Below are 21,172 nucleotides of genomic sequence, written 5' to 3'. Positions count from 1 at the left end.
AGCCCGTATGCCTGTTAGAAGGCTTGCAGCCGACCTGGGCATCCTGGCCCTCTCCCTCTTCCTGTCCTATAATACCTACAAGGAAATAATGAGGGCATTGAGCCCGCTCTCGATGGAATTGAGAGACGCGCTCAAGTCCTCCTTTCCCGAGGCCCTGCTGGTCTGCGCCGCCTGCCTTTTCCTTTCAAGGCCGTTTTTCTCTAAAAGGCTTATGCCATTCCTTATCTACGGCGCGGCCATTAACGCCTTCTTTTATCCGAAAGGCAGCCATTATCTCTTCGTCCACAATATCGCGCTGGCCTGGTTTGCCCTGCTTTCATGGGCTTTCTCCGCGTTTGCGAGGCTTGCCCCGGGCATGGATGCGGGAGAGAATTTTCCGGCATGGGCGCGCGAGGCAAGGAGGCTGGCCTCCGATCTGCCGGGCGTCTTTTTCTTTCTCTTTTTCATATCCATCGTCTCCTGCGGCGCGCTGGCAATCCTTCAGCATGACCCGGCTGCGAAGACCCTGGCTGACGTCTCATATTTTCTCCTGCTTTCAGGGCTCGCGACCGAGCTTTTCAGCCCGGGCAAAGGGCGATGAGTGCGCCTGTGAGCCGCCCGGAGGCGGTCCGCATAACCGCTCTTTTCCTTTTCGCGCTATGCATGGCCCTGCTGTATACATGGCCGGTGATAACGGATATGTCCGGCTCATTCTACGGTTTTCCCTGGGACTCGCTCGGCTCCATCCACAGCTTCTGGTGGTTCAGATTCGCGTATGAGAACGGCATCCCTTTCCGGGAGCACGCGTTCAGCTCGTATCCCGCCGGGGTCGACCTGTCGGACGCGCCCTTTTTCTACACATATTACCTCACGGGCCTCGGGCTTACGCTCCTTACGGACGAGGTGGCCGCGTACAATATCATCAAGATATCGAGCTTCCCTCTCCTCGCCGTCACATCCTATCTGCTCATGAATTACCTGGTACGCGACTGGCGGGCAGGGATGTTCTCGGCCCTTGCCTTCGCCTTTTCCCCATTGCATGCCGTCCGCCTCATGTCGCACCAGCCTAACCTCTTCTGGGCGCCGCTGCTCATATATCTCCTCCTCCGGACGCTCAGGGAGGGCGGCTTGAGGCTCCACGCGGCCTTCGGGTTCGCGCTCGGGCTGGCCCTCGTTGACAGCACTTACTTCGCCTACTTCTTCGCGCTCCTTTCGCCCGTGCTTATCGCAATGAACCTGAAATGGGGCCTGCCCGGAAGGGCCTCGTTGGCCCCGGCAGCCGTGAACCTTGCCGCCTTTTCCGTGGCCTTTGCCGCCGCCGTCATTCCGATGGCCTTTCCGGTTTTAACGAGCCTCGGCAAGGCGGAGGCCGAGATACGGACTCTTGATCTGGCGCGCCCGCTTTCAGACCTCTTCGTCTTCTCGGCAAAGCCGCTCGACTACCTCCTCCCTTCGAGGCACAACTACTTCCTGGGCCAATTCGTCCCTGACCTCGGCCTGGGCGCTCTAAAAGGGCACAGGTACATCGAGCACACGCTATATCTGGGCTGGACACTCATGGCCCTCGGCCTTTACGCCGTATGCAGGGTCTCGTGCAAAAAGGTCGGGCGCATTCCCGGACATGGCGACAGGAAAAATGTATACGCCTTTCTCGTGCTGGCCGCTGCGGCCGCGCTCCTCTCGGGCCCGCCGTTCATACCATTCGGCGGATTTACCGTAGACGCGGCCACGAGAGAGGTCTCGGCGGAGCACAAGTTGTATCTCCCGCAATACTACCTCTTTCACCTTTTTCCATATTTCAGGAGCTATGCCCGGCTCGGCGCGTTCGTCGGGCTCGGGGTCTCCGTGCTAGCGGCCTTCGGCATAAAGGAACTCCTGGCCCGTACCAATTCCGCGAAAAAAAGGGCTGCCCTCCTCGGTTTTCTTGGCATGGTCCTGGCCGTCGAGTCCGCGGAATTCCCTGGGTTCAGGGTCACCAGGGTTGATGTGCCTGACTCTTATGGCTTTCTGGCCGGGCAAGGAGGCGACTTCGCCGTCGTAGAGTACCCGATAGGCCCGCCCCATGACCCGTATACCTCATACGAGTACATTTTCCATCAAAGAGCGCACGGAAAAAGGCTCGTAAACGGGAGCACGGGAGACGGTAAGAGGTTGAGAGGCGTGGCCGATATCTCAGACCCGCGTACGGTTGACGCGCTGGCCGGTATGGGGGTGAAATATATCCTGCTTCACCGGCACAAGTACGAGAGGGGAAACGAGTATGCGGCAATGGATTGGGTAACAAGGCCCCCGAGGGATAAGCTCTATCCGGAGGGCTACAACGACGGCAGGCCGCCCGACCTCTCGAAGGTGCTGGAACGGCTGATTAAGGTAGATGAATTCGGCCCGACAATCGTGTATGAAATCAGGGAGGGCCGGTCCGAATCCGGGACGGACGGGATGAGTCCATTCGGACGCCGTTCAGGTATCAGTTCACATTCCTTGAATTAAAGAAGCCCGAGTATTTCTTGTCGGTCTCGAGGATATGGTCCATGAGCCAGTTCTTGAGAAAGGTCATGGTCTCGATACCGACTCCGAGCCCGCCCTCCTGGTGCTTTTGGGCGAATTGGGCGACCTTTTCTGTGAACCAGACATGCTCCTTCCTGTGCTGCTGCAAACCGGCATAGCCTAGCGAGGTCATGAGCTTCTCCTCTTCCGAGAAGTGGTACTTGGTATAGGCGAGCAGCTCTTTCAGTATGCCGCCTATCACCTCGGCTGACCTGCGTTTCGCCATGGCGTCGTGCAAGGCGCCAAGGAGGTCCACCAGCCTCTTATGATGCGAATCAAAAGCCCCAACCTTGACACTGAACTCCTCTTTCCATTCAAAAAGCGCCATTACCCCTCCGGGAATTGATCTCAGCGGACCCGATATTTAGCGGTTTCAAGACCTTATCGGATGCCGTTGCCCGGTACTTTAACCGGTTGCTGGCGGCGCGGATGGGATAGGCCTTTACACGAAAAGAAGCCGTATGTATAATGGCCCGGCGGCGGGCGCCAGGCCACTCTGGGGCCTGGGTCCGGGCCGGAGCCTGGAACGGCACCGTTCAATATTTACATTCAAAAGGAGCGCGCAGCATGAAAAACCAGAAAGGTTCCGTCGAAGTCCTGATCCTGTTTGCGGTCGGCATCGCGGCAATGGCGGCGTATTCGTTCTATATCAATTAAGCGTGCGACTGCGAATCAGGCCAGGGCAGCCTGTTTTTCCGGGCTGCCGCCGTCTGAGGTCTTCAGGCCCTCAATGCCTCCGGGCGCGCCCTCGACCCACTCCACACCCCTTGCGACCGCCTTTATGGCCGTCTGCAGCACCAGCCCGCCCGACCCCTTTTTGATTATTCCGCAGACAGGCGGGTTGGGAAGGTTCTGGGCGGGCTTTTCTCCCTCTCCGTATACGAGGAGTATCCTTGCCGGAAAGCCCGAGCCGAGAATGCCAGGCAGGGTTACCGGGTCTGCCACGATGATATCCGGCCTGGAGCTGAGGGCTGCCCCAGCCGGTTCTTCGCCACCCGGAGCCAAAGTCGTTTCAATCCCCCCGGCGCAGTCCAGGAGGTCCATTAATTCAACGGAATACGGCCTGTCTCCAAGCGACACCATGACGCGTATCATTCTGCCGCTCCTTTCCCGGCGCTCTTTACCAGCCGGATTCAGGCTGCCGTGTCGTCCTGGAATGCTTACCTGTCTACCGGAAAACGGCTCTCGGGGTTGAAAACTCCAGAGGGACTTTTTCACCATCCTGATACTTGACAAATCCAAGCCTCACAAATTGCTCGACTTGGATAGTCTTCGCAATTTGGCAATACATCATGGATTGCGTGGCAGGTTTTTTTCAACCCCCATGCCAATCCATTCTCTGCATTATCCCGTGGGCTGCCGGCCTGCCCTAAAGCAGGTCAGACGGATGTCCCGCGTGGTCGGTAGCTATTGCCCTCAGCTTCATGAGCGCCTTTTCTTCTATCTGCCTCACGCGCTCCCTGGTGACCCCGAACCTCCGGCCTATGACCTCGAGCGTCTTGGGGGCGTAGTCGCCTATGCCGAACCTGAGGCTGATTATCTTTTGCTCGTTCTCGTCCAGCAGGCTCAGCCAGCTCGCCACCCTTTCGGCCCTCCTCGACTCCTCTATATACTCGACCGGGGCCGGCGCCGCCTCGTCCTCCAGGTTGTCGAGGATGCTGCTGTCCGATTCGTCCTGGCACTGGGACTCGAGCGATACCGTCCGCTTCTTTATCACCTCGAGCCTTTTAACGTACCGCCCGGAAAGGCCGGTTTTTTCCGACAGCTCGGAGGCGCTCGGGTCCCTGTTCGAGAGGACCCTGAACTCCCTCGCCGCCCTCTCCATCTTCGAGATGTCGGTCACGATGTGTATGGGTAGCCGTATCATGCTGCCCTTGTTGGCGAGCGCCCTCTCTATGGTCTGCTTTATCCAGTAGGTGGCGTAGGTCGAGAACCTGCAGCCTATCGAGGCCTTGAAGCGCTCGGCAGCCTTTATGAGGCCTATGTTCCCCTCGTCTATGAGGTCCTGTAGCTGAAGCCCCCTGTTGACGTATTTCTTGGCTATGTTGACGACGAGCCGGAGGTTTGCCTCTATCATCTTCCTCCTGGCCTCCGCGTCTCCCCTGGCGATCCTCCTCGCAAGCCCTCGCTCCTCCTCTGCCGAGAGGAGCTTGAACCTCTTTATCTCCCTGAAGTAGATGCTTATGGAGTCTGTCGGCGCGTATGCCGCCCCGTTCCCCTCGACTTCAGCCGCGGCCGCTCCCGCCCTGGACGGCTCCTCCGTAAAAGGCATGGGCCATGACTGGCCCGTTTCGCTGTAAAAGGGCTTGGCCGCCCCGTTCCCCGACTTCCTCGTCCTTACTTCCTGTCTCATCATCTCAATCCTCCTTCATAGCTGTACTGCCCCTCCAAAATCAGTTCCACTATCGCAGAATCAGGCAGCGGCATCGTAAAGAGCAGCCCGGATGAAAACCCGCCCTTACCGCCATTCCCGGACCAGACCACCTGCGCCTGCTTGACGAGGTTCAGGCAGAAGCCCGCAAGGGCCAGCCCGATGGTCGAGCCGGGTTCGAGCATCTTCCCCGGGTACCTTATCCGCATACCGCGCCTGGATATGTCCTCAGAAAAGGCCTCCGTATCGAGGCCGCGCGCCGAAACCGATACGGCGCGTCCTGGCATCGTCTGCCTCGCCTCCGCCCTGCCGCTTACGCGCGCGCTGGTTATGACGCGCTCTACCGAGGCAAGAAGGTCCTTCACCCTGAAAGGCTTCACTATGAAATGGGCGTTGGCCGCGCTTGCCGTTTCCAGCCCCTTCCTGTCGCCCCCGGTCATGAAGAGGAACCTCTGCCTTAAGCCTTTGTCCAGGCCGACCGCCCTGCGGTAAAATTCCATGCCGTTCAGGCCGGGCATGTCCATGTCCGTGAGCACGAGGTCCAATCCCTCTCGAACGAGCCCGAGAGCCGCTTCCCCGCTCGGGGCCCGTCTCACCTCGAAACCGGCGGACTCGAGGATCTCCGAGCATACCTCCAGCATCGTCTCTTCATCGTCGACTACGAGCGCCTTCAAGAGAGCCTCCGCGTAAATCCAGTTTGGTGGGTTGCCGGAACAGGTGCGTTCCGCACTGGAATAAATAGCAACAAGCGTGCCAGAGAAAAAGAATAAGGAATTGAAAGGTATTCAGTCGGGTATTATTTTGGGGCACAAAAATGGCAGGGAATTTACCAGTGGAGCCGATAAATTATTTATCGGTGTGGTAAATTTATTACCGGCGAGCTATTAACATTAGGCAACCTCTAAAAATTAGAGATTTTTCCCGCAGTCAAGGAAGGCCGGGAATAAAAAGCGGAGCATATATGATAATATGTGAGCATTTTTATTCCGGGACTGACACAGAATCCGGGGAAAAGATCAATTTTTAGAGGTTGCCATTACTCCTTGCTAAGACCGTACTTTTTAGCCTTTTCCCGGAGCGTGAACCTCGAAATCCCGAGCGACCTTGACGCATGGGTGATATTCCAACCGGTCCTCTGGAGGACGGTCATGATGTGGGCCTTTTCGAGCTCTTCGAGCGTCATCTCGCTTGAGTAGCCTTTGACAGGCGGCTGGGTCTCCGCATTGTACGGGGCCGGGGCGCTGATATTCAGGTGCTCCGGGCCTATGTCGTCCGGCCCTGCGAGTATCAGGGCCCTTTCAACCACGTTCTTAAGCTCCCTTACGTTTCCGGGCCAGTCATACCCGAGGAGCAGGTCTATAGCGCCGTCTTTAAGGCCTTTTTGCCTTGGACCGGCGCCGTTCTCTTTAAGGAAGTGCCTTACTATAGGCAGGATGTCCTCTTTTCGCTCCCTGAGGGGAGGCAGGCTCACGACCATCACGTTCAGCCTGTAGAATAGGTCCTCCCTGAACCGCTTCTCCCTTACCATGTTCCAGAGGTTCAGGTTCGTGGCGGCTATGACGCGGACGTCCACCCTCTGGTCCTGGACGCCGCCGAGCTTCCTGAAGGTCCTGTTCTCAAGCACCTGCAGGAGCTTGGGCTGAAGCCGGAGGTCCATATCCCCTATTTCGTCAAGGAAGATGGTGCCGCCGTCGGCCAGCTCGAAGAGCCCTTTTTTAGCCTGGCGCGCGTCAGTGAAGGCCCCCTTCTCGTAGCCGAACATCTCGGCCTCCATGAGGGTATCCGGTATGGCGCTGCAGTTGAGCTTTATGAAGGGCCCTTCCCGGCGGCTGCTCGAGTAATGTACGGCGTTCGCCACGAGCTCCTTCCCGGTGCCAGTCTCGCCGGTAATGAGTACCGAAGTGCTGGAGGTCTTGGCTATTATGGCAATGAGGGACTTGACCTCCGAGAGGGCCGCGCTCTCGCCTATCATCTCGGGGCAGAGGCCCCGCTCTTGAGCGCCCCCCTTCTTTCCGCTCTTTACGGCCCTCTCCGAAAGGCTCCTCTCGACCGCGTAAATTATGGAACGGGCCATGTTCCCGGGCTCGACCTGGCCCTTTACCAGGTAGTCCTGGGCGCCTTCCCTCACGGCCCTGGCCGCGAGGTTCTCATCCGAAAGGCCTGTAAGGAGCACTACCGGGATGGCCGGATAAGCGGCCTGGAGCGCAAGGAAGGTAGAGAGCCCCGAGGAGTCCGGCAGGTTCAAGTCCATGAGCGCCACGTCCGGCAGCCGTTCGGAGAGCCTTTTCATGGCCTCAGAGAGGCTTACGGCCCGGGTGAGGACAAACCTTTCCCCCGAGCCCGAGTCCGCGAGCATCTCTTTAAAGAGGCGCGCGTCAGGGTCGCTGTCCTCTATTAGCAGTATCTCTATCTTCTGCATCTCTCTCACCCCGGCGGAAGCTTGGCGGTCGAGAACCAGAAGTCCTCGACGGCCTTGGCTATCATGATGAACCGGTCCACGTCCGCCGGCTTGGTTATGTATGCGTTCGTATGCAGCCCGTAGGCGGCCATGACGTCCTTTTCGTCGGCAGAGGACGTGAGAACCACGACGGGTATGCGCCTCGTCTCCGGGTCGGCCTTTATCTCGGAGAGGACCTCCATGCCGTTCATCCTCGGCAGGTTCAGGTCCAGGAGGATGAGGTCCGGCCTCGGCGCGTCACGGTGCCTTCCATTTCTCCTCAGGAACTCGATGGCCTCCTCCCCGTCAGCGGCCAGGTGCATTCTATTGGCCACCTTGGCTTCCCTGAAGGCCTCCATCGCAAGCCGGACGTCGTAGGGGTTGTCCTCCACCATGAGTATTTCCATCGGACGTCCGCGGAGGCCGTCATTCATTGGACGCATCCCTTATAGGTATGGTGAAGTGGAAGGTCGAGCCCTCCCCCGGCGCGGACTCCACCCATATCCTTCCACCGTGGTTCTCGACCACCTTCTTGCATATGGAGAGCCCGATGCCGCTCCCCTGGAACTCGGTCTTTCCGTGGAGCCGCTGGAAGAGCTCGAATATCCTCTCCGAGTATTTCGGGTCTATGCCGATGCCGTTGTCACTCACGGAGAAATGCCATTCCCGTCCTTTCTGCGAGGCCTTTATCGTTATTACTGGCGTTTTCCCGCTCCTGTATTTCACGGCGTTCGATATGAGGTTCATGAAGAGCTGCTCTATCTGCGACGAGTCGGCCATGATGGTCGGAAGCCCCTCGTATCTCAAAACCGCCCCGCTCTCGTCTAGTAGGGCCTTCAGGTTCGCGGACGCGCTACCGAGCGCCTCCTTGCAGTCGACGGGCTTCAGTGCCTTCAACCTCCCGACCCTGGAATAGGAGAGGAGGTCGTTTATGAGCCTCTGCATCCTCCCGACCCCGTCAACGGCATAGGAGATGAACTCGTCCGCCTCGGCGTCGAGCCTTCCCTTGTACCTCCTGGAGAGGAGCTGTATATAGCCGGATATGACCCGCAGCGGCTCCTGGAGGTCGTGAGAGGCCGAGTATGTGAACGCCTCGAGCTCCTTATTCACCCGTTCGAGCTCGCGGGCCCTCTCCTCGAGGTCCTCGTTCATGCTGGCCATAGCCTTCTCGGCCTTTTTCCTTATCTCCACCTCGAAAGCGAGCCTCTGGTTCACTTCCTTGAGCTCCGCGGTCCTCTCATCCACAAGCTCCTTCAGGTGCTCGCGGTAGAGGTTAAGCTGCTCCTCGGTCCTCTTCCTGTCGGTTATGTCCTGCACCGTTCCGACCAGCCGCGAGACTTTTCCCTTCCCGTCAAGGACCGCCTCGCCCTGCTCATGGACGACCCTCAGGCTTCCGTCAGGGAGGACTATCCTGTGCTCGAGCGAATAGGCTGCGCCGTTTTTAACCGACTCGTCTATGCTCCTCTTCACGGCCTCCCTGTCCCCCGGATGGGCGAGGCCAAGCAAGGAATCATAGGAGGGCCTGAGCCCGCCAGGTTCGGCCCCGAAGACCCTGTACATCTCGTCGGACCAGGACACCTCGCCTTTCATCATATCCCAGTCCCAGCTCCCCATGTGCGCTATCATCTGCGCGGTCGCGAGGTTCGCCCTGCTCTTCCTCAAGTCCTCCTCGGCCAGCCTCTTCCCGGTTATGTCCCTGTCTACGCCCCTGAAGCCGGAGAACTCCCCGTTCGGAGAGAAGACCGGCGCTCCGCTAGTCTCGACTACGACGCGGGCCCCGTCCTTTCTCACGCTTACGTTCTCGAAAAGGGCCAGCGGGCTCCTTTGCGACGCCGCCATTTCGAACTCGGCCCTGACCCTTTCGGCCTCCTCGGGCTCCATGAAGTCCCAGGGGGCCCTGCCAAGCACCTCTTCCACCCCGTATCCGAGCATGTCCCTGACCTTCGGGCTTACGTAAGTATAGCGGAAGTCCTCGTCCAGCTCCCATACCAGGTCGCTCGATGTCTCGACGAGGCCCCTGAACTTCTCATCGCTTCTCCTCAGTTCCTCCTCTGCCGCAGACCTCTCCTCTATTTCGGCCCTGAGCATCTCGTTGGCCACTTCCAGGCTCTTGCCCTTTATCCTCGCCGACTGGGCAAAATATATGAGGGAGGCGAGAAAAACCGAGACCAGTGAGCCCATGCCGAGGACGACCGACGGTATGACGGAGATTCCCGATGATATGACGCCGTCTCCGGGCCGCACCTTTACCGTCCAGGCGGCGTTCAGAATATTAAGTTCAAGGCTCTTGGTCCACTCGCTCTCAATGTAGCCGGATTCGGCGAAAAGGACCGTGGCGCCGCTTAAGACCGCCACGGAGTAGCCGAGGAGTTCGCCTCTTTTCCCGGATAACAGCGCCCCGAAGAGATCCCGTGAATCGAATAAGCCGGAGAGCGCTCCGGCTGAGATGCCGTCTACGCGCACGGGCACCGAGACCACGAACCCCTTTCTCCCATCCTCAAACTCGACAGGCCCGGAGATGGCCGGGCCGCCCTCCCCGCTCACCCCTTCCGCATGGGCGCTAAAGTCTTCGATCGCCTTGATCCCCGCCTCGCCGGCCCTGAAAACCGGCCCGCCGCCGGAGCGGGTAAAGACCACCGCCGCGAGGCCCTGCTTGCGCTCCGCGGCCAGGAGATCTTCCCACTCCTGCCACTTTATCTCTGCACCGGCCCCGGCCTCCCATCTCCGGGCAAGCTCTGCAAGGGCCTGCACCTTGAGGACCATTTCGTCCCTTATGGTTTCCTTTACTGAAGTGGCTTTCAATGCGGTATGGTGGGCGAGGCCGGCCCTCTCGGAAATTGAGAGCTCGCGCCAGACCAGGAAAGTCGCGGAGAGCGCGATCAGGAGCGCAAGGATGGGGACCCATCTCTTAAGGAGCATATCAAACCGGAATATTTTGGCCGGAATATTTGGCCGGAGCATTGTGGGTTCGTCCAGCATAGAAAGGGTACTATGTACCTTTCCGTTTTGTCAAGCGCAAGAAACCTGGCGCCGGCCCTGCACCTGGTCGATTTAATCTTGATATTCGGCTACTTACATAAGGACTGCCGGACATCCTTTTTCGCTAAAGGCCTGGCGCGGGGCATCCGATATGGTATTAAGGCCTTACAAGGCCGTCTCTTTTTTTCACGCCCGGATTCTCAAGGAGGCAAACACATGATGGTAAGATGGAAAGAGCAGCTCTCTACAGGGGTCTGGTGGCAGGAGAAGCAGCACAGGGAGCTTTTCGCCAGGTTTGCCAAGCTCGTGGCCGCGATGGAGCACGGGCGCGGGCGGGAAGAGATAGAGGAGCTTTACGAGTTCATGGAGAACTATCTCGGAAGGCATTTCCAGGCTGAGGAGGCCGCGATGGAGCGGATAGGCTACTCCGGGAAAAGGGCCCACGCGGCAGAGCACAGGAAACTGCTCGAGGAGATTACGGCCTTGAGGGGCGAATTCGAGACCGGGGCCAGGCTCTCACTCGTACTCAAGGTGCAGAGGCGCATAATCGACTGGTTCATGAACCACATAGGGAACATGGACAAATCGCTCGGCTCATATCTCAGGGCAGAGGAACTCAAGCACCAGCAGGTGGTCGTGAACTGCTGAGAAACGGAAGAGCAGCAAGGCGAACGGAGAAATCCACAATCCATTTTTCGAGACATTTAAAGGCGTCCCTTTTCAGGGGCGCCTTTTTTATGGCAACCTCAAAAATTGGGGATTCCCGCTTTTCCCGGAAGGCCGGGAATAAAAAGCGGAGCATATATGACAATATGTGAGCATTTTTATTCCCGTAACTACGCAGAGTCCGGGGAAAAGATCAATTTTTAGAGATTGCCTTATTTTACCTCTAAGAATTCCGCATGGGCAGGATAGTAGAGCCCCTTTCTAATCTCTCTTTTCTCCCCGCCTTTTCTGAGCGCCCGCTCGTATTTTTCGAGCTGCGGCCTGTACCTTTCGCGCTCGCTACGGAAGAACTCATCGAGCGAGCCGCCCTCGTGCGCCCCGGTTTTGTAGTCTATCACCCAGCGCGCTCCGTCCTCATCCACGAAAGTCCGGTCTATGACCATGTGCGTTATCCCGCCTTCAAGAACCGCCGTTACCGGGAGCTCTGTGCCCGCCCCGTCCCTTTTCGAGAGTATCCAGCGCCCCCTGGGGTCGGATATAGCCTTGAGGAGCGTCCTTACGCCCTCCCTGGCGGCTTCCCCGGCCTCCCTGGCCCCGAGGCCGAGCGAGCGGAGCATGGCCTTAAGGCGCTGCTCCTCTCCACCTATCCGTCCTTTATCCCATTTTTCCAGCCCTTCACTTGCTATGCGGCAAAGATACCTGTGTACGACAGTTCCCATGTGGCGTATTGCCTCGCCTGCCCAGTAGAACTCGGGCTCGGTCTGCTCGACCACCCTTTCCGCGCTGTCGACGAGCACCGGCGGGGCGGGCTCCGGCAGCTCCCATGAGAGCGGTAGCCTATTCCCCGCCCGCCTGATAACGGCTACGGGAGAAGGGCCATCCTCCTTCCTTTCAATAAACCTGCCTTCGCCCATCGCATGGGAGATCTTCGACAGGAAAGACCTCTGGGTAGCAGCAATCTCCCCGTCCTCGCCTTCTTTTATGTGGCCTATGAGATGGAGCGATTTGCGGGCCCTTGTGGCGGCAACGTAAAAGAGGCGCATCTCTTCCAGTTCGCGCTTCTCCTTCATTATGCCGGATAAATATTCGTAAATGACCGACCCTTCCTTCCCGGTACCCGGACCGGGCGCAAAGAGGAGGTCTTTATCCTTTTCGAGCCAGATGAGAAGTCCCTTGTCCTCGTTCCGAGGACCCTTTCCAAGCCCTGGGATTATTACATTGTCGAATTCAAGGCCCTTGGCCTTGTGCACGGTCATTATCTCCAATGCGGCGTCCTGGCTTCCGCCGCCGGAATAGAGGTCTTCAATCCTCCTCTCAAGCTCGGCCATGGAAACGCGGCTCGGCCCCTCGACGGACTTCAAGAGCTTAAAAAATTCCCTCGCGTCATTAATGGCGCACTCGTCTCCGGCGGCTCCAGGCCCTCCGAGGCTGATCCAGAGGCCGCGGAGCACCTCGGAAGGGGGCCTCCTGCCCCAAAGCGAAAGCGCCTTCCCGGTCTTTTCAACGAACCCGGAAAGCCTTCTCCTTCCGTCCTCGGAAAGGGCATCAAGCCTTTTCTCGTCAGAGGCAAGCTCACGGACAGGCGATGAGGCATCTCCGACGCAAAGAGAGTGGAGGTCTGAAAGGGTAAGGCCGCACCAGGGTGCGCGGAGACACGCAAGCCAAGCCACCCTGTCAAGGGGGTGTTCGAGCGCCTTGAGAAGCGCCGTCAGGTCCAGTATCACGGGCCTCTCCGAAAGCGGGTCTATGTCCCTGGCCCTGAACCGAATCCCGTTATCCTTCAGCGCCTCGACAATGCCGTCCACATGGGCCCTCGACCTGCAGAGTATCGCGGCTGATTCATTCTCCGGGAGCCTCTTAAGGATGGCAACAACTCGTCCGGCCTCAAGTCCGTCGTCCCTTTCACGCAAAAGCGTAAGCTCCACAGCGCTCTCCGGGACGGCCCCCCTTGCCGCTTCGGACGGCGCGTAGGCAACTCTGCCGGTAAAGACGTCCTCATCCGCGGGAAAGGCCGGGCCCAGGGTCCGGTTCACCCATTCCACTATGCGCTCTGAAGACCTGAAGTTCCGGGAGAGGGTAAGCGGGATGAGCCTTACCTGGCCTATACCCTCTTTCCTTGCCCTGAGGAATAGGCCCACCTGGGCCTCCCTGAAAAGATAGATGGACTGCATGGGGTCGCCGACCACGAACAGGGTCCTGCCGTCGCCTTCTGTCCATCCCCTCGTGAGGGCCTCAACGAGCGAGAGCTGGGTCTGCGAGGTGTCCTGGTATTCGTCCACGAGTATGTGCTGCAACTTCATATCCAGCGCGAGCATGAGGTCCGTCGGCTCGCCTTCAGTGCCGAGGGACTCAAGGGCCGAGAGCGCGACGGCCTGGAAGTCGGCCTTCCCCGCCTCTGCAAAGACCCTTTTGAGCTCCCTTTCCGCGATTGGGAGAAGCCGCATGAGCGCGAATAGCGTCTCCCTCTCCTCTTCCGGGAATTCAGGGATGGGGAGCGCCCGCACCCTTCCGAGCGCCTTCATGAGCCTCTCATTGCCTGAGAGGGACTCAAGGAGCTCCTGGAATTCCTTTTTCATCGCAGCGGACAAGGGGTCGCCGTTGGGGAAGCCGAGCTTCACGTTCACGCCTTTCGGCTTTCTCCATTCGTCCTTCCCTGTAAGCAGCAGCTCCTGTATGCCCTTCCAGAGCGGAAGGCCTTCCGCTACCGGACCCGGGAGCCTTTCGAGACCGGACAGGCCCGGGATAGCGCTCTTTTCATTTGCGATGTTCTTTGCCGCGTGCCTCGCCGTGCGCAGCAGCGCGCCTTCGAGCCCCGCCGGGAACCCTGCCTCTATCTTCCGAAGCTCCTCCTCCACGAGCCTCTTAAGCGAGCCTTCGAGGAGGGCCCTCATCCCATCGTCGGTAATATCCCGTTCGAGATGCCGGAGCCACTGGTCGCGCTTCCCGAGCATCATCACGAGCCTTGCCGATAGCGCCCTTACGGAGTTGTCGAGGTGGTCGAGCGCGCTCCTTACAGAATCGCCGTCAGGCCCTTCGTCCTCGACAAGGGCTATCGTCCGCTCGGTAGCCTTGGAATACAGCTCTTCCGGCTCGTCTGTTATGGAATAGTCCCCGAGCCCGGAAAGGAGCGGCATCTGCCTCGCCAAAACGGATGAAAACGAGTCGATCGTCTGCACCTTGAGCCTTCCAGGGTTCAAAAGGATGTCCCAGCCCAGTTCCCTGTCCCGCCGAAGCGCTTCCGCCGCGAGCCCGATGGTCTTCATCTCATGGGGCTTTTCGCCCACAAAGCCTTCCGAGGCCTTCCTTAAGGCGCCGATTATCCGGGAGTGCATCTCACCGGCGGCCTTTCTCGTAAAAGTGAGTGCGAGTATGCGCTCGGGCGTATCCACCCCGGAGAGGAGCGCGAGGAACCTCTGCATGAGGAGCTCTGTCTTGCCGGACCCTGCGGGCGCCTGCACCGCGAAAGAGGCTGAAGTGTCGAGCGCCCTTTCCCTTGCGAGCATGTCGCTATCGGTCGTCGTTAAGCTCATCCTCCCCTTCCTCGCTCGTAACGGGCAGGAGCTCCGCGACCCTGCAGAACGCCGGAAGCTCGCAGTAGCGGCACGCGCTCTCGTTCCCCGCAACGCCGCCGTTCGGGTCGATTTGGGCTTGCCCGGACATGAAATCCCTTACGAGCCCCTCGAGGGCGGCCTTCCAGAAAGCCATCAGCCCGTCCCAGTCTTTCCCATCCGCCTTTTTCCTGAAGTTGCCGTCGGATTCAAAGGGCTTTATGCCCGGAAGCCCTTCATATTTGGAGATGCCTACGAACCTCAGCTCGCCGGGCACGAGCCTGGCAAAGGAGACCCCGGAGAAGTTCCCTTCCGCGCTGTAGATAAGGAGCTGCGGCTCCTTCGGCCTCTCCGTAAGCCAGTCGTAGCGGGAGACTTTCCCGCTTTTATAATCGATTACCAATTCGCTTCCGTCCTCGAGCTCGTCTATCCTGTCCACCCTGCCCCGGAGGGCCAGGCCCCCGATATCCGTTATCCTCTCGGCCTCGATCTCCTTTACCCTGAACCTGGTCCCCCTCTTAAGCTCCACTTCGACCCAGCCCCTCAAGAGTGATGCGAGCCTTTTCCTCTCAAGCTCGAAGAAGCGTTTTTTGAACGGGGGCTTTATTCTCGCCTCCTTCATGGCTTCGTCCGCAATATTCTCGACATACCCGTCGATCGCGCCGTTATCATGAAGCTCCTTCAGCCGCTCCGAGCCCTCCACCTTTTCCCAGAAGAGCTTGAGAGCCGCGTGTATCACCCTTCCCCTTGCCTCCGGCTTGAGGCCCGGCTCCGCCTCGGGCATGGCCCTTGCGCCGAGCCTGTGGATGGCAAAGGCCCTGAAAGGGCAGAGGGATTGGTTTTTCAATACCTGCGTTCCGCCCCGGATGAGCGCCTTCTCCTCATCGGAGACCGGGGGGGGCTCGCAGGCTGGCGCGTCCTCGAGCCTTCCCGACAGGCCTGCCGCAACATGGTCTTCGAGCCTCGACGAGCCCTCTATCCTCGAGTCCATTGCCGGGAAGGGCCTGAAAAAGGGGCTCACCCTCCGTTCCTTTTCATCGGAAAACAGGGGATAGCTCACTGTAATATTAGGGGCCGAGCGGATAAGCCTTTCAAAAGCGGCCTTGGCAAACGACAACTCCCGTTCGCTCGACGAGCGCGGGAGCCCGTATTCCCGCTGCACCCAGACCGGTATGAAGGGGTTTGGAGAAGGCTCCCCGGGCATGGCGTGCTCATGGCAACCCATTATCCATGTCCTGTCAAAGGACAGGCCCGAGGATTCGAGAAGGCCAAGCACCTGTATATTGCACTCCGGGGTCTCGGGCTGGTGCATCGTCTCAGCGGCAAGGAGTGCAAGCCTCCGGGCGGCCTCGGCCCTGGTCACCTTGCCGAGTATGTCGTCGAGGCTTGAAAGCCGCTCCAGCAGCGAGTTCCAGGCCTTGTGTGCCTGGAACTCGGTACTCGATAGCTTGATGCCCGATAGCCATCCCGTTTTCCTTAAAAGGTCGGTAAACGACCTGGCCCAGCCCGACGGGTGGTCCTTCTGCCGCGAACCCCTTAACCAATTGACCCAGGCATCCGCCTTTTTTTCGAGACCGGCGGCCCCGTAGCGCCTTGCCATCTGCTTAAGCTCCTCGACGGAAAGGGCGCACCTGTTATCTTCTTTCAGGGCATAGTCTATCCTCGCACACTCGATCGAACCCCCGTCCGTGAAATAAGAAGACCTGAGCACCCGGCTGATGAAATCGAGCTCGACCTCCTTTTCTCCAATGGAAAGGAGGTCGAGCGCGGACCTTACAAGGGGCTCGCGGTCAAGGGGCATTCCGAGCGAGATATTGAAGACCTCCCTTTCACCGGCCCAGGGGAGGACCGACGCGGGGGAAAGCTCCGAGGAAAACTCCCTCAAGACCGCGTCCCTGTATCTTTCAAGCCCCGGCACGATGAAACCCAGCCTCATGCCGGGTTTCAAGACCTCGCGCGCCCACCTGGCCGCCTGCTCGGCCTCCTCGTCCTCGCTCTCGTAGGCCCTTACACTGACCTCCCCTGGCGCGGTCGCGTCCTCGCCCGGCCAGAAAGAGACCCTGGCGCCTGCGGATCTGAGGGCAAGCACGAGCCCGGAAAAAGCAGGGCTCATTTCATCATCGAATCCGGCGATCACGACCTCGGACGGGAGCGCGTAGCCGCCTTTTTTGATAAGCCCTGCGGCCCTTGCGGGTATGCCGGATGCGTCAAGGAAGCCGAGCCTTTTTAGCTCGTTCTCATATGCGGCGGCCCACCCCTTGAGGGCCCTGGCCTCCTCCGTAAGGTATATCTCTTCCGGGAGCCGTATCCCGTACTCGTTTATGAGCCCGTATGCCTCATAGGACTTCCTTATGACCGCCGGCCCGAGAGCCCCGTTTCCGGGGCCGCCGGCTGAAACGGTCCTTTCCCAGAGCGCAAGCGATGCGGTGCTGCCCAATACCGGCCCTGAGCCGCGCTCTTCCCAGAAAGAGGCCGCCCAGGAGGAAAGCGGAAGCACCTCGGGGCTCGCCCAGAAAAGGAGCCCCCTACGGGCCATCTCGCGGTCGAAAGCGGCCCTTAAGTGCCTCGAAAGCCTCAGGTTCGCCGTCAGGACGACCGCCCCCTTTTCCATGGAGGCTATGAGCCTTTTTACGCGCTCGTCTACCATAACGGACAATATACTATTAAAAACCGCCAAATCAAAACCGAATCAGCCCGCGCCATATCCAGCATTTGTGTTGACACTACAGGCTCCTTGTGTTAAAAAATCTAGATACCTTCCTTAGTTTCAGCGCTATCCATGGTGGACGTGGCTCAACGGTTAGAGCACTGGACTGTGACTCCGGGGGTTGGGGGTTCGAATCCCCTCGTCCACCCCAGTTTTTTCCTGAAATCCCCTGTATTTTTCACTTGTTTTCCAGCCTATCCGGCACAGAGAGTCCCCTCTTTTTTCTGGAAAAAATGCCTTTTTTCATGGTAAAATTAGAGTTTGAATTTCCGCCCCTGGTTATACTCCCGGGCTTTAGACCGAATGTCGGAAGAAAGGAAGATAGTCATTGAAAAAAGACCGGACCGACGAAATCGAAACCCCATCCCCGAACGCGTCATACGACGAAAAATCCATTAAGGTGCTCGGGGGGCTCGAGGCCGTAAGGAAGCGGCCCGCCATGTACATAGGCTCTACAGGCGCAATGGGCCTCCACCACCTCGTCTACGAGATAGTGGACAACTCCGTCGACGAGGCGCTCGCTGGCCACTGCAAGAACATCGACGTGGTGATACACGAGGACTCTTCCGTAACGGTCGTCGACGACGGAAGGGGCATACCCGTAAAGATGCACCCCGAGAAGAAGAAGCCCACGGTAGAGGTGGTCCTTACCGAGCTCCACGCGGGCGGCAAGTTCGAGAACAAGGCATACAAGGTCTCCGGTGGCCTCCACGGGGTGGGCGTGACGGTCGTCAACTTCCTCTCCGAGTGGCTCGAAGTGGAGATAAAGAGGGACGGCCAGGTCTTCACCCAGAGGTACGAGCGCGGAAAGCCTACAAAGCCCCTTGCCGTCGAGGGGAAGACAAAGAAGACCGGCACGCAGATAACCTTCAAGCCGGACGCCCAGATATTCGAGACTACCGAGTTCAGCTTCGACACCCTCTCCCAGAGGCTGCGGGAGCTTTCGTTCCTGAACGCCGGCATACGGATTACAATCAAGGACGAGAGGTCGGAGAAGTTCCACGAGTTCCAGTACAAGGGCGGCATCGTCAGTTTCGTCGAGCACCTCGCCAAGTCCAAGAACCCCATACACAACAAGGTCATCTACATGTCGGGCGAGAAGGAGTCGGTCCAGATGGAGATGGCCCTCCAGTGGACCGATTCCTACAACGAGACCATCTATTCCTACGCCAACAACATAAACACCACCGAGGGCGGCACGCACCTCGCGGGCTTCAAGTCCGCGCTCACCCGGACCATAAACAGCTACGCCACCGACCGTGGCCTCACCAAGGACATCAAGGAATCGCTCCAGGGCGAGGACGTGAGGGAAGGGCTTACGGCCGTCATAAGCGTAAAGCTCCCGAACCCGCAGTTCGAGGGGCAGACAAAGACCAAGCTCGGGAACTCGGAAGTCGAAGGCTATGTAAAGATGATAGTCAACGAGGTCCTGGCCACGTTCCTGGAGGAAAACCCCACGGTCGGTAAAAAGATAATAACCAAGGCGGTCGAGGGCGCCAGGGCAAGGGAGGCGGCCAGGAGGGCGAAGGAGATAATAAGGCGTAAGGGTGCTCTCGATTCAACGAGCCTTCCCGGAAAGCTCGCAGACTGCCAGGAGACGAACCCCGCCCTCTCGGAGCTCTTCATAGTCGAGGGCGACTCCGCGGGCGGCTCCGCAAAGCAGGGGCGCGACAGGCGCTTCCAGGCGATACTGCCCCTTAAGGGCAAGATATTGAACGTCGAGAAGGCACGCTTCGACAAGGTCCTTTCGAACGAAGAGATACGGACGATGGTAATGGCCCTCGGCTGCGGCATCGGGAACGACGACTTCAAGCCCGACAAGCTCCGCTACCACCGCATAATCATCATGACCGACGCGGACGTGGACGGGAGCCACATAAGGACGCTCCTCCTTACCTTCTTCTACCGCCAGATGCGCTCCCTTGCCGAGAACGGCCACCTCTACATAGCCGAGCCGCCCCTTTTCAAGGTGAAGCGCGGCAAGGAGGAAAGGTATCTGAAGGACGACTCCGCGCTCGAGGAGTTCATATTCGAGCAGGCCCAGGACGGAATATCCATCGTCCCCAGGGGCAGGAAGGCCCCGGTCCAGGGAAAGGGCCTCCTTTCGATGCTTAAGAGCATCTCCAGGTGGAGGAGGGGGCTAGCGCGGATAGAGAGAAGGGGCAGAGACTCCGAGATCATAGAGGCGCTCGCCCTTAACGACTCCGTTGGACCGGATTCGCTGAAGAGCGAGGCCCAGGCCAGGAAGATAATAGAGGGCGTGACCGCGCACCTTAAATCCCTTTCGCTTGAGAACCTCCCCTCGTTTAAGCACGAGAAGGACCCTGAGCACGATTCATACACCATAAGGTGCCTATCCAGGCGTAACGGCGTCTCCACCGAGACGGTCATAGACAGGAACCTCTTCCACTCAGCCGAGATGCATGAGCTCAAGACCCTTGCAAAGGCGCTCAAGGAGGCTGGCGAGCCGCCCTTCACGGTAACGAACGGCGAGGGAGATACCGAGATCCTCACCTTCAGGGGCCTTGTCGAGCACGTGATAGAGCTCGGCAAAAAGGGCCTTTCCATACAGAGGTACAAGGGACTCGGAGAGATGAACCCCGAGCAGCTCTGGGAGACCACGATGGACCCGGAAAAGAGGGCGCTCCTGCAGGTAAAGGTCGAGGACGCGGTCGAGGCGGACGCGATATTCACAAAGCTCATGGGCGATATCGTCGAGCCCAGGAGGGAATTCATCGAGAAACACGCCTTAGAGGTCTCGAACCTGGACATTTAACTGGCGACTGAAAAACTCTTGAGAGAACCTTTTTGTGAAAAGGTTCTTAGAGCCGGTGGATGCAGCGAGGACTCTGAAAGCTAATAGCCTCATGCATCACATTCGCATCCACCGGACCTAACACTCTCTCCAAAAACTTTCAGTTCTTCCTGAACTGCCCCCCTAAAAAATGGGGGCCAGTTCAGGAACCAAAAGTCTTTGAAGGGGGCTTTGGGGAAACCTTTCTACAGAAAGTTTCCCCCAAAAAGGTTTTCAGCGACCCACTAAAAGGACCCACCGTGAACAGCAAAAAGGCGCAGAGGATAGGGCTCTACATAGACGTGGCCAACATCACGCGTAACGGCGGCTACGGCATGCGGTTCGACGTCTTGAGGGACTTCGCGTGCAGGGACAACGGCGAGCCCATAAGGCTTAACGCCTACGTGGCCTATGACGAGGAGAGGGCAAGGACCGACTCCGATTACAGGGAGCGTACCTTCAACTTCCACTCGACATTGAGGGACTACGGCTATAAGGTCATAGAGAAGACGGTCGCATGGTACACCGACGAGTCCGGGAACCGCTTCGGCAAGGCAAACGCCGACCTCGACATGGCCGTTGACGCGCTCCTCCAGTCCGAGAACCTCGACAAGGTCATGATGGCGACCGGCGACGGCGATTTCATACAGGTCGTGCGGGCGTTGCAGAACAGGGGCTGCCGGGTGGAGGCCGTGGCCTTCCAGAACGTCTCCTCCAACCTCAGGAGGGAAGTGGACCTCTTCATGTCCGGCTATCTCATCCCCAATCTGCTTCCGATACAGGAAGCGGATACGAAAAAGAACTGGGGCGAGGTGGGATCCCGCGTGAGGGGCATCTGCTACACCTACAACCGCTCCAAGAACTTCGGTTTCATGAGATACCTGTCAAAGATAGGCCCAGGCCTCTGGATAACGGACACAAGGAGGGCCGATTCGCCCTACGGCACGGCTTTCGCCCACGAGTCTGGTTTCGCGCCGGGGACAGAGATAAACCTCCTGCCGAGCAGGGACATGATCTTCGAATTCGAGCTCGTACAGGGCGAAAAAGGGATGCAGGCTTCAAATATCGTGAAGATACACCCTTCGGCTGCTCTGCGACCTGAGGCGGTTGTTGAATCAAAATAATAAAAAGCCCTTCTGACGAA

General features: G+C 58.6%; 14 protein-coding genes and 1 tRNA gene. 6 read left to right on the top strand and 9 right to left on the bottom strand.

What is annotated here, in order from left to right:
• The first annotated feature begins 7 nt into the window (after positions 1-7).
• A complete protein-coding gene (locus tag QY316_03390; GenBank protein ID WKZ33463.1) occupies positions 8-580 on the top strand; it encodes a hypothetical protein in 573 nt (190 codons plus the stop codon).
• Positions 581-588: 8 nt separating this feature from the next.
• Positions 589-2,469 (top strand): hypothetical protein, encoded by a 1,881-nt coding sequence (locus QY316_03385; GenBank protein ID WKZ33462.1) that lies wholly within the window; start codon positions 589-591, stop codon positions 2,467-2,469.
• Here QY316_03385 and QY316_03380 read toward each other — a convergent pair.
• The 7 genes from QY316_03380 to QY316_03350 form a co-directional block, all read right to left on the bottom strand.
• Positions 2,447-2,854, bottom strand: coding sequence for a bacteriohemerythrin (locus QY316_03380; protein WKZ33461.1), 408 nt, complete (start codon positions 2,852-2,854; stop codon positions 2,447-2,449). The two genes, QY316_03385 and QY316_03380, sit on opposite strands and share 23 nt — an antisense overlap.
• A 344-nt stretch (positions 2,855-3,198) precedes the next feature.
• Positions 3,199-3,621 carry a hypothetical protein gene (locus QY316_03375; GenBank protein WKZ33460.1) on the bottom strand — a complete coding sequence of 141 codons (423 nt, stop codon included), beginning with the start codon at positions 3,619-3,621 and terminating at the stop codon, positions 3,199-3,201.
• A 274-nt stretch (positions 3,622-3,895) separates the two neighbouring features.
• Entirely contained in the window at positions 3,896-4,882 is a 987-nt protein-coding gene (locus QY316_03370; protein ID WKZ33459.1) for an RNA polymerase sigma factor RpoD/SigA, read from the bottom strand.
• Positions 4,879-5,571: a response regulator gene (locus QY316_03365; GenBank protein WKZ33458.1), complete on the bottom strand. Its 693-nt coding sequence runs from the start codon at positions 5,569-5,571 to the stop codon at positions 4,879-4,881. The genes QY316_03370 and QY316_03365 overlap by 4 nt, the downstream gene beginning before the upstream one ends.
• Before the next feature lie 362 nt (positions 5,572-5,933).
• A complete protein-coding gene (locus QY316_03360; protein WKZ33457.1) occupies positions 5,934-7,316 on the bottom strand; it encodes a sigma-54 dependent transcriptional regulator in 1,383 nt (460 codons plus the stop codon).
• A 5-nt stretch (positions 7,317-7,321) separates the two neighbouring features.
• Positions 7,322-7,741, bottom strand: coding sequence for a response regulator (locus tag QY316_03355; protein ID WKZ33456.1), 420 nt, complete (start codon positions 7,739-7,741; stop codon positions 7,322-7,324).
• 19 nt (positions 7,742-7,760) lie between these two features.
• Positions 7,761-10,253 (bottom strand): PAS domain S-box protein, encoded by a 2,493-nt coding sequence (locus QY316_03350; GenBank protein WKZ33455.1) that lies wholly within the window; start codon positions 10,251-10,253, stop codon positions 7,761-7,763.
• A gap of 276 nt (positions 10,254-10,529) precedes the next feature.
• Between QY316_03350 and QY316_03345 the strand changes: the two genes are divergently transcribed.
• Positions 10,530-10,961 carry a bacteriohemerythrin gene (locus QY316_03345; protein WKZ33454.1) on the top strand — a complete coding sequence of 144 codons (432 nt, stop codon included), beginning with the start codon at positions 10,530-10,532 and terminating at the stop codon, positions 10,959-10,961.
• Between the two features lie 230 nt (positions 10,962-11,191).
• On the opposite strand, the gene QY316_03340 is transcribed toward QY316_03345, so the two are convergent.
• Both QY316_03340 and QY316_03335 read right to left on the bottom strand, forming a co-directional pair.
• Positions 11,192-14,509 (bottom strand): UvrD-helicase domain-containing protein, encoded by a 3,318-nt coding sequence (locus tag QY316_03340; GenBank protein WKZ33453.1) that lies wholly within the window; start codon positions 14,507-14,509, stop codon positions 11,192-11,194.
• A complete protein-coding gene (locus QY316_03335) occupies positions 14,487-17,174 on the bottom strand; it encodes a PD-(D/E)XK nuclease family protein (GenBank protein WKZ34069.1) in 2,688 nt (895 codons plus the stop codon). The genes QY316_03340 and QY316_03335 overlap by 23 nt, the downstream gene beginning before the upstream one ends.
• A gap of 135 nt (positions 17,175-17,309) precedes the next feature.
• Here QY316_03335 and QY316_03330 point away from each other — a divergent pair.
• From QY316_03330 to QY316_03320, 3 genes are all read left to right on the top strand, one after another.
• Positions 17,310-17,385, top strand: a tRNA-His gene (locus QY316_03330).
• A 201-nt stretch (positions 17,386-17,586) separates the two neighbouring features.
• Positions 17,587-20,010, top strand: a complete 2,424-nt coding sequence (gene gyrB, locus QY316_03325; GenBank protein WKZ34068.1) for a DNA topoisomerase (ATP-hydrolyzing) subunit B — start codon at positions 17,587-17,589, stop codon at positions 20,008-20,010.
• 278 nt (positions 20,011-20,288) lie between these two features.
• Positions 20,289-21,152 (top strand): NYN domain-containing protein, encoded by an 864-nt coding sequence (locus QY316_03320; protein WKZ33452.1) that lies wholly within the window; start codon positions 20,289-20,291, stop codon positions 21,150-21,152.
• Positions 21,153-21,172: the final 20 nt, after the last annotated feature.

It is taken from the genome of Thermodesulfobacteriota bacterium, assembly GCA_030583865.1.
Taxonomy (GTDB): Bacteria; Desulfobacterota; GWC2-55-46; order GWC2-55-46; family GWC2-55-46; genus UBA5799.
Note: the sequence above shows the minus strand (reverse complement) of the source record. Positions and strands in the feature narration are given on the sequence as shown.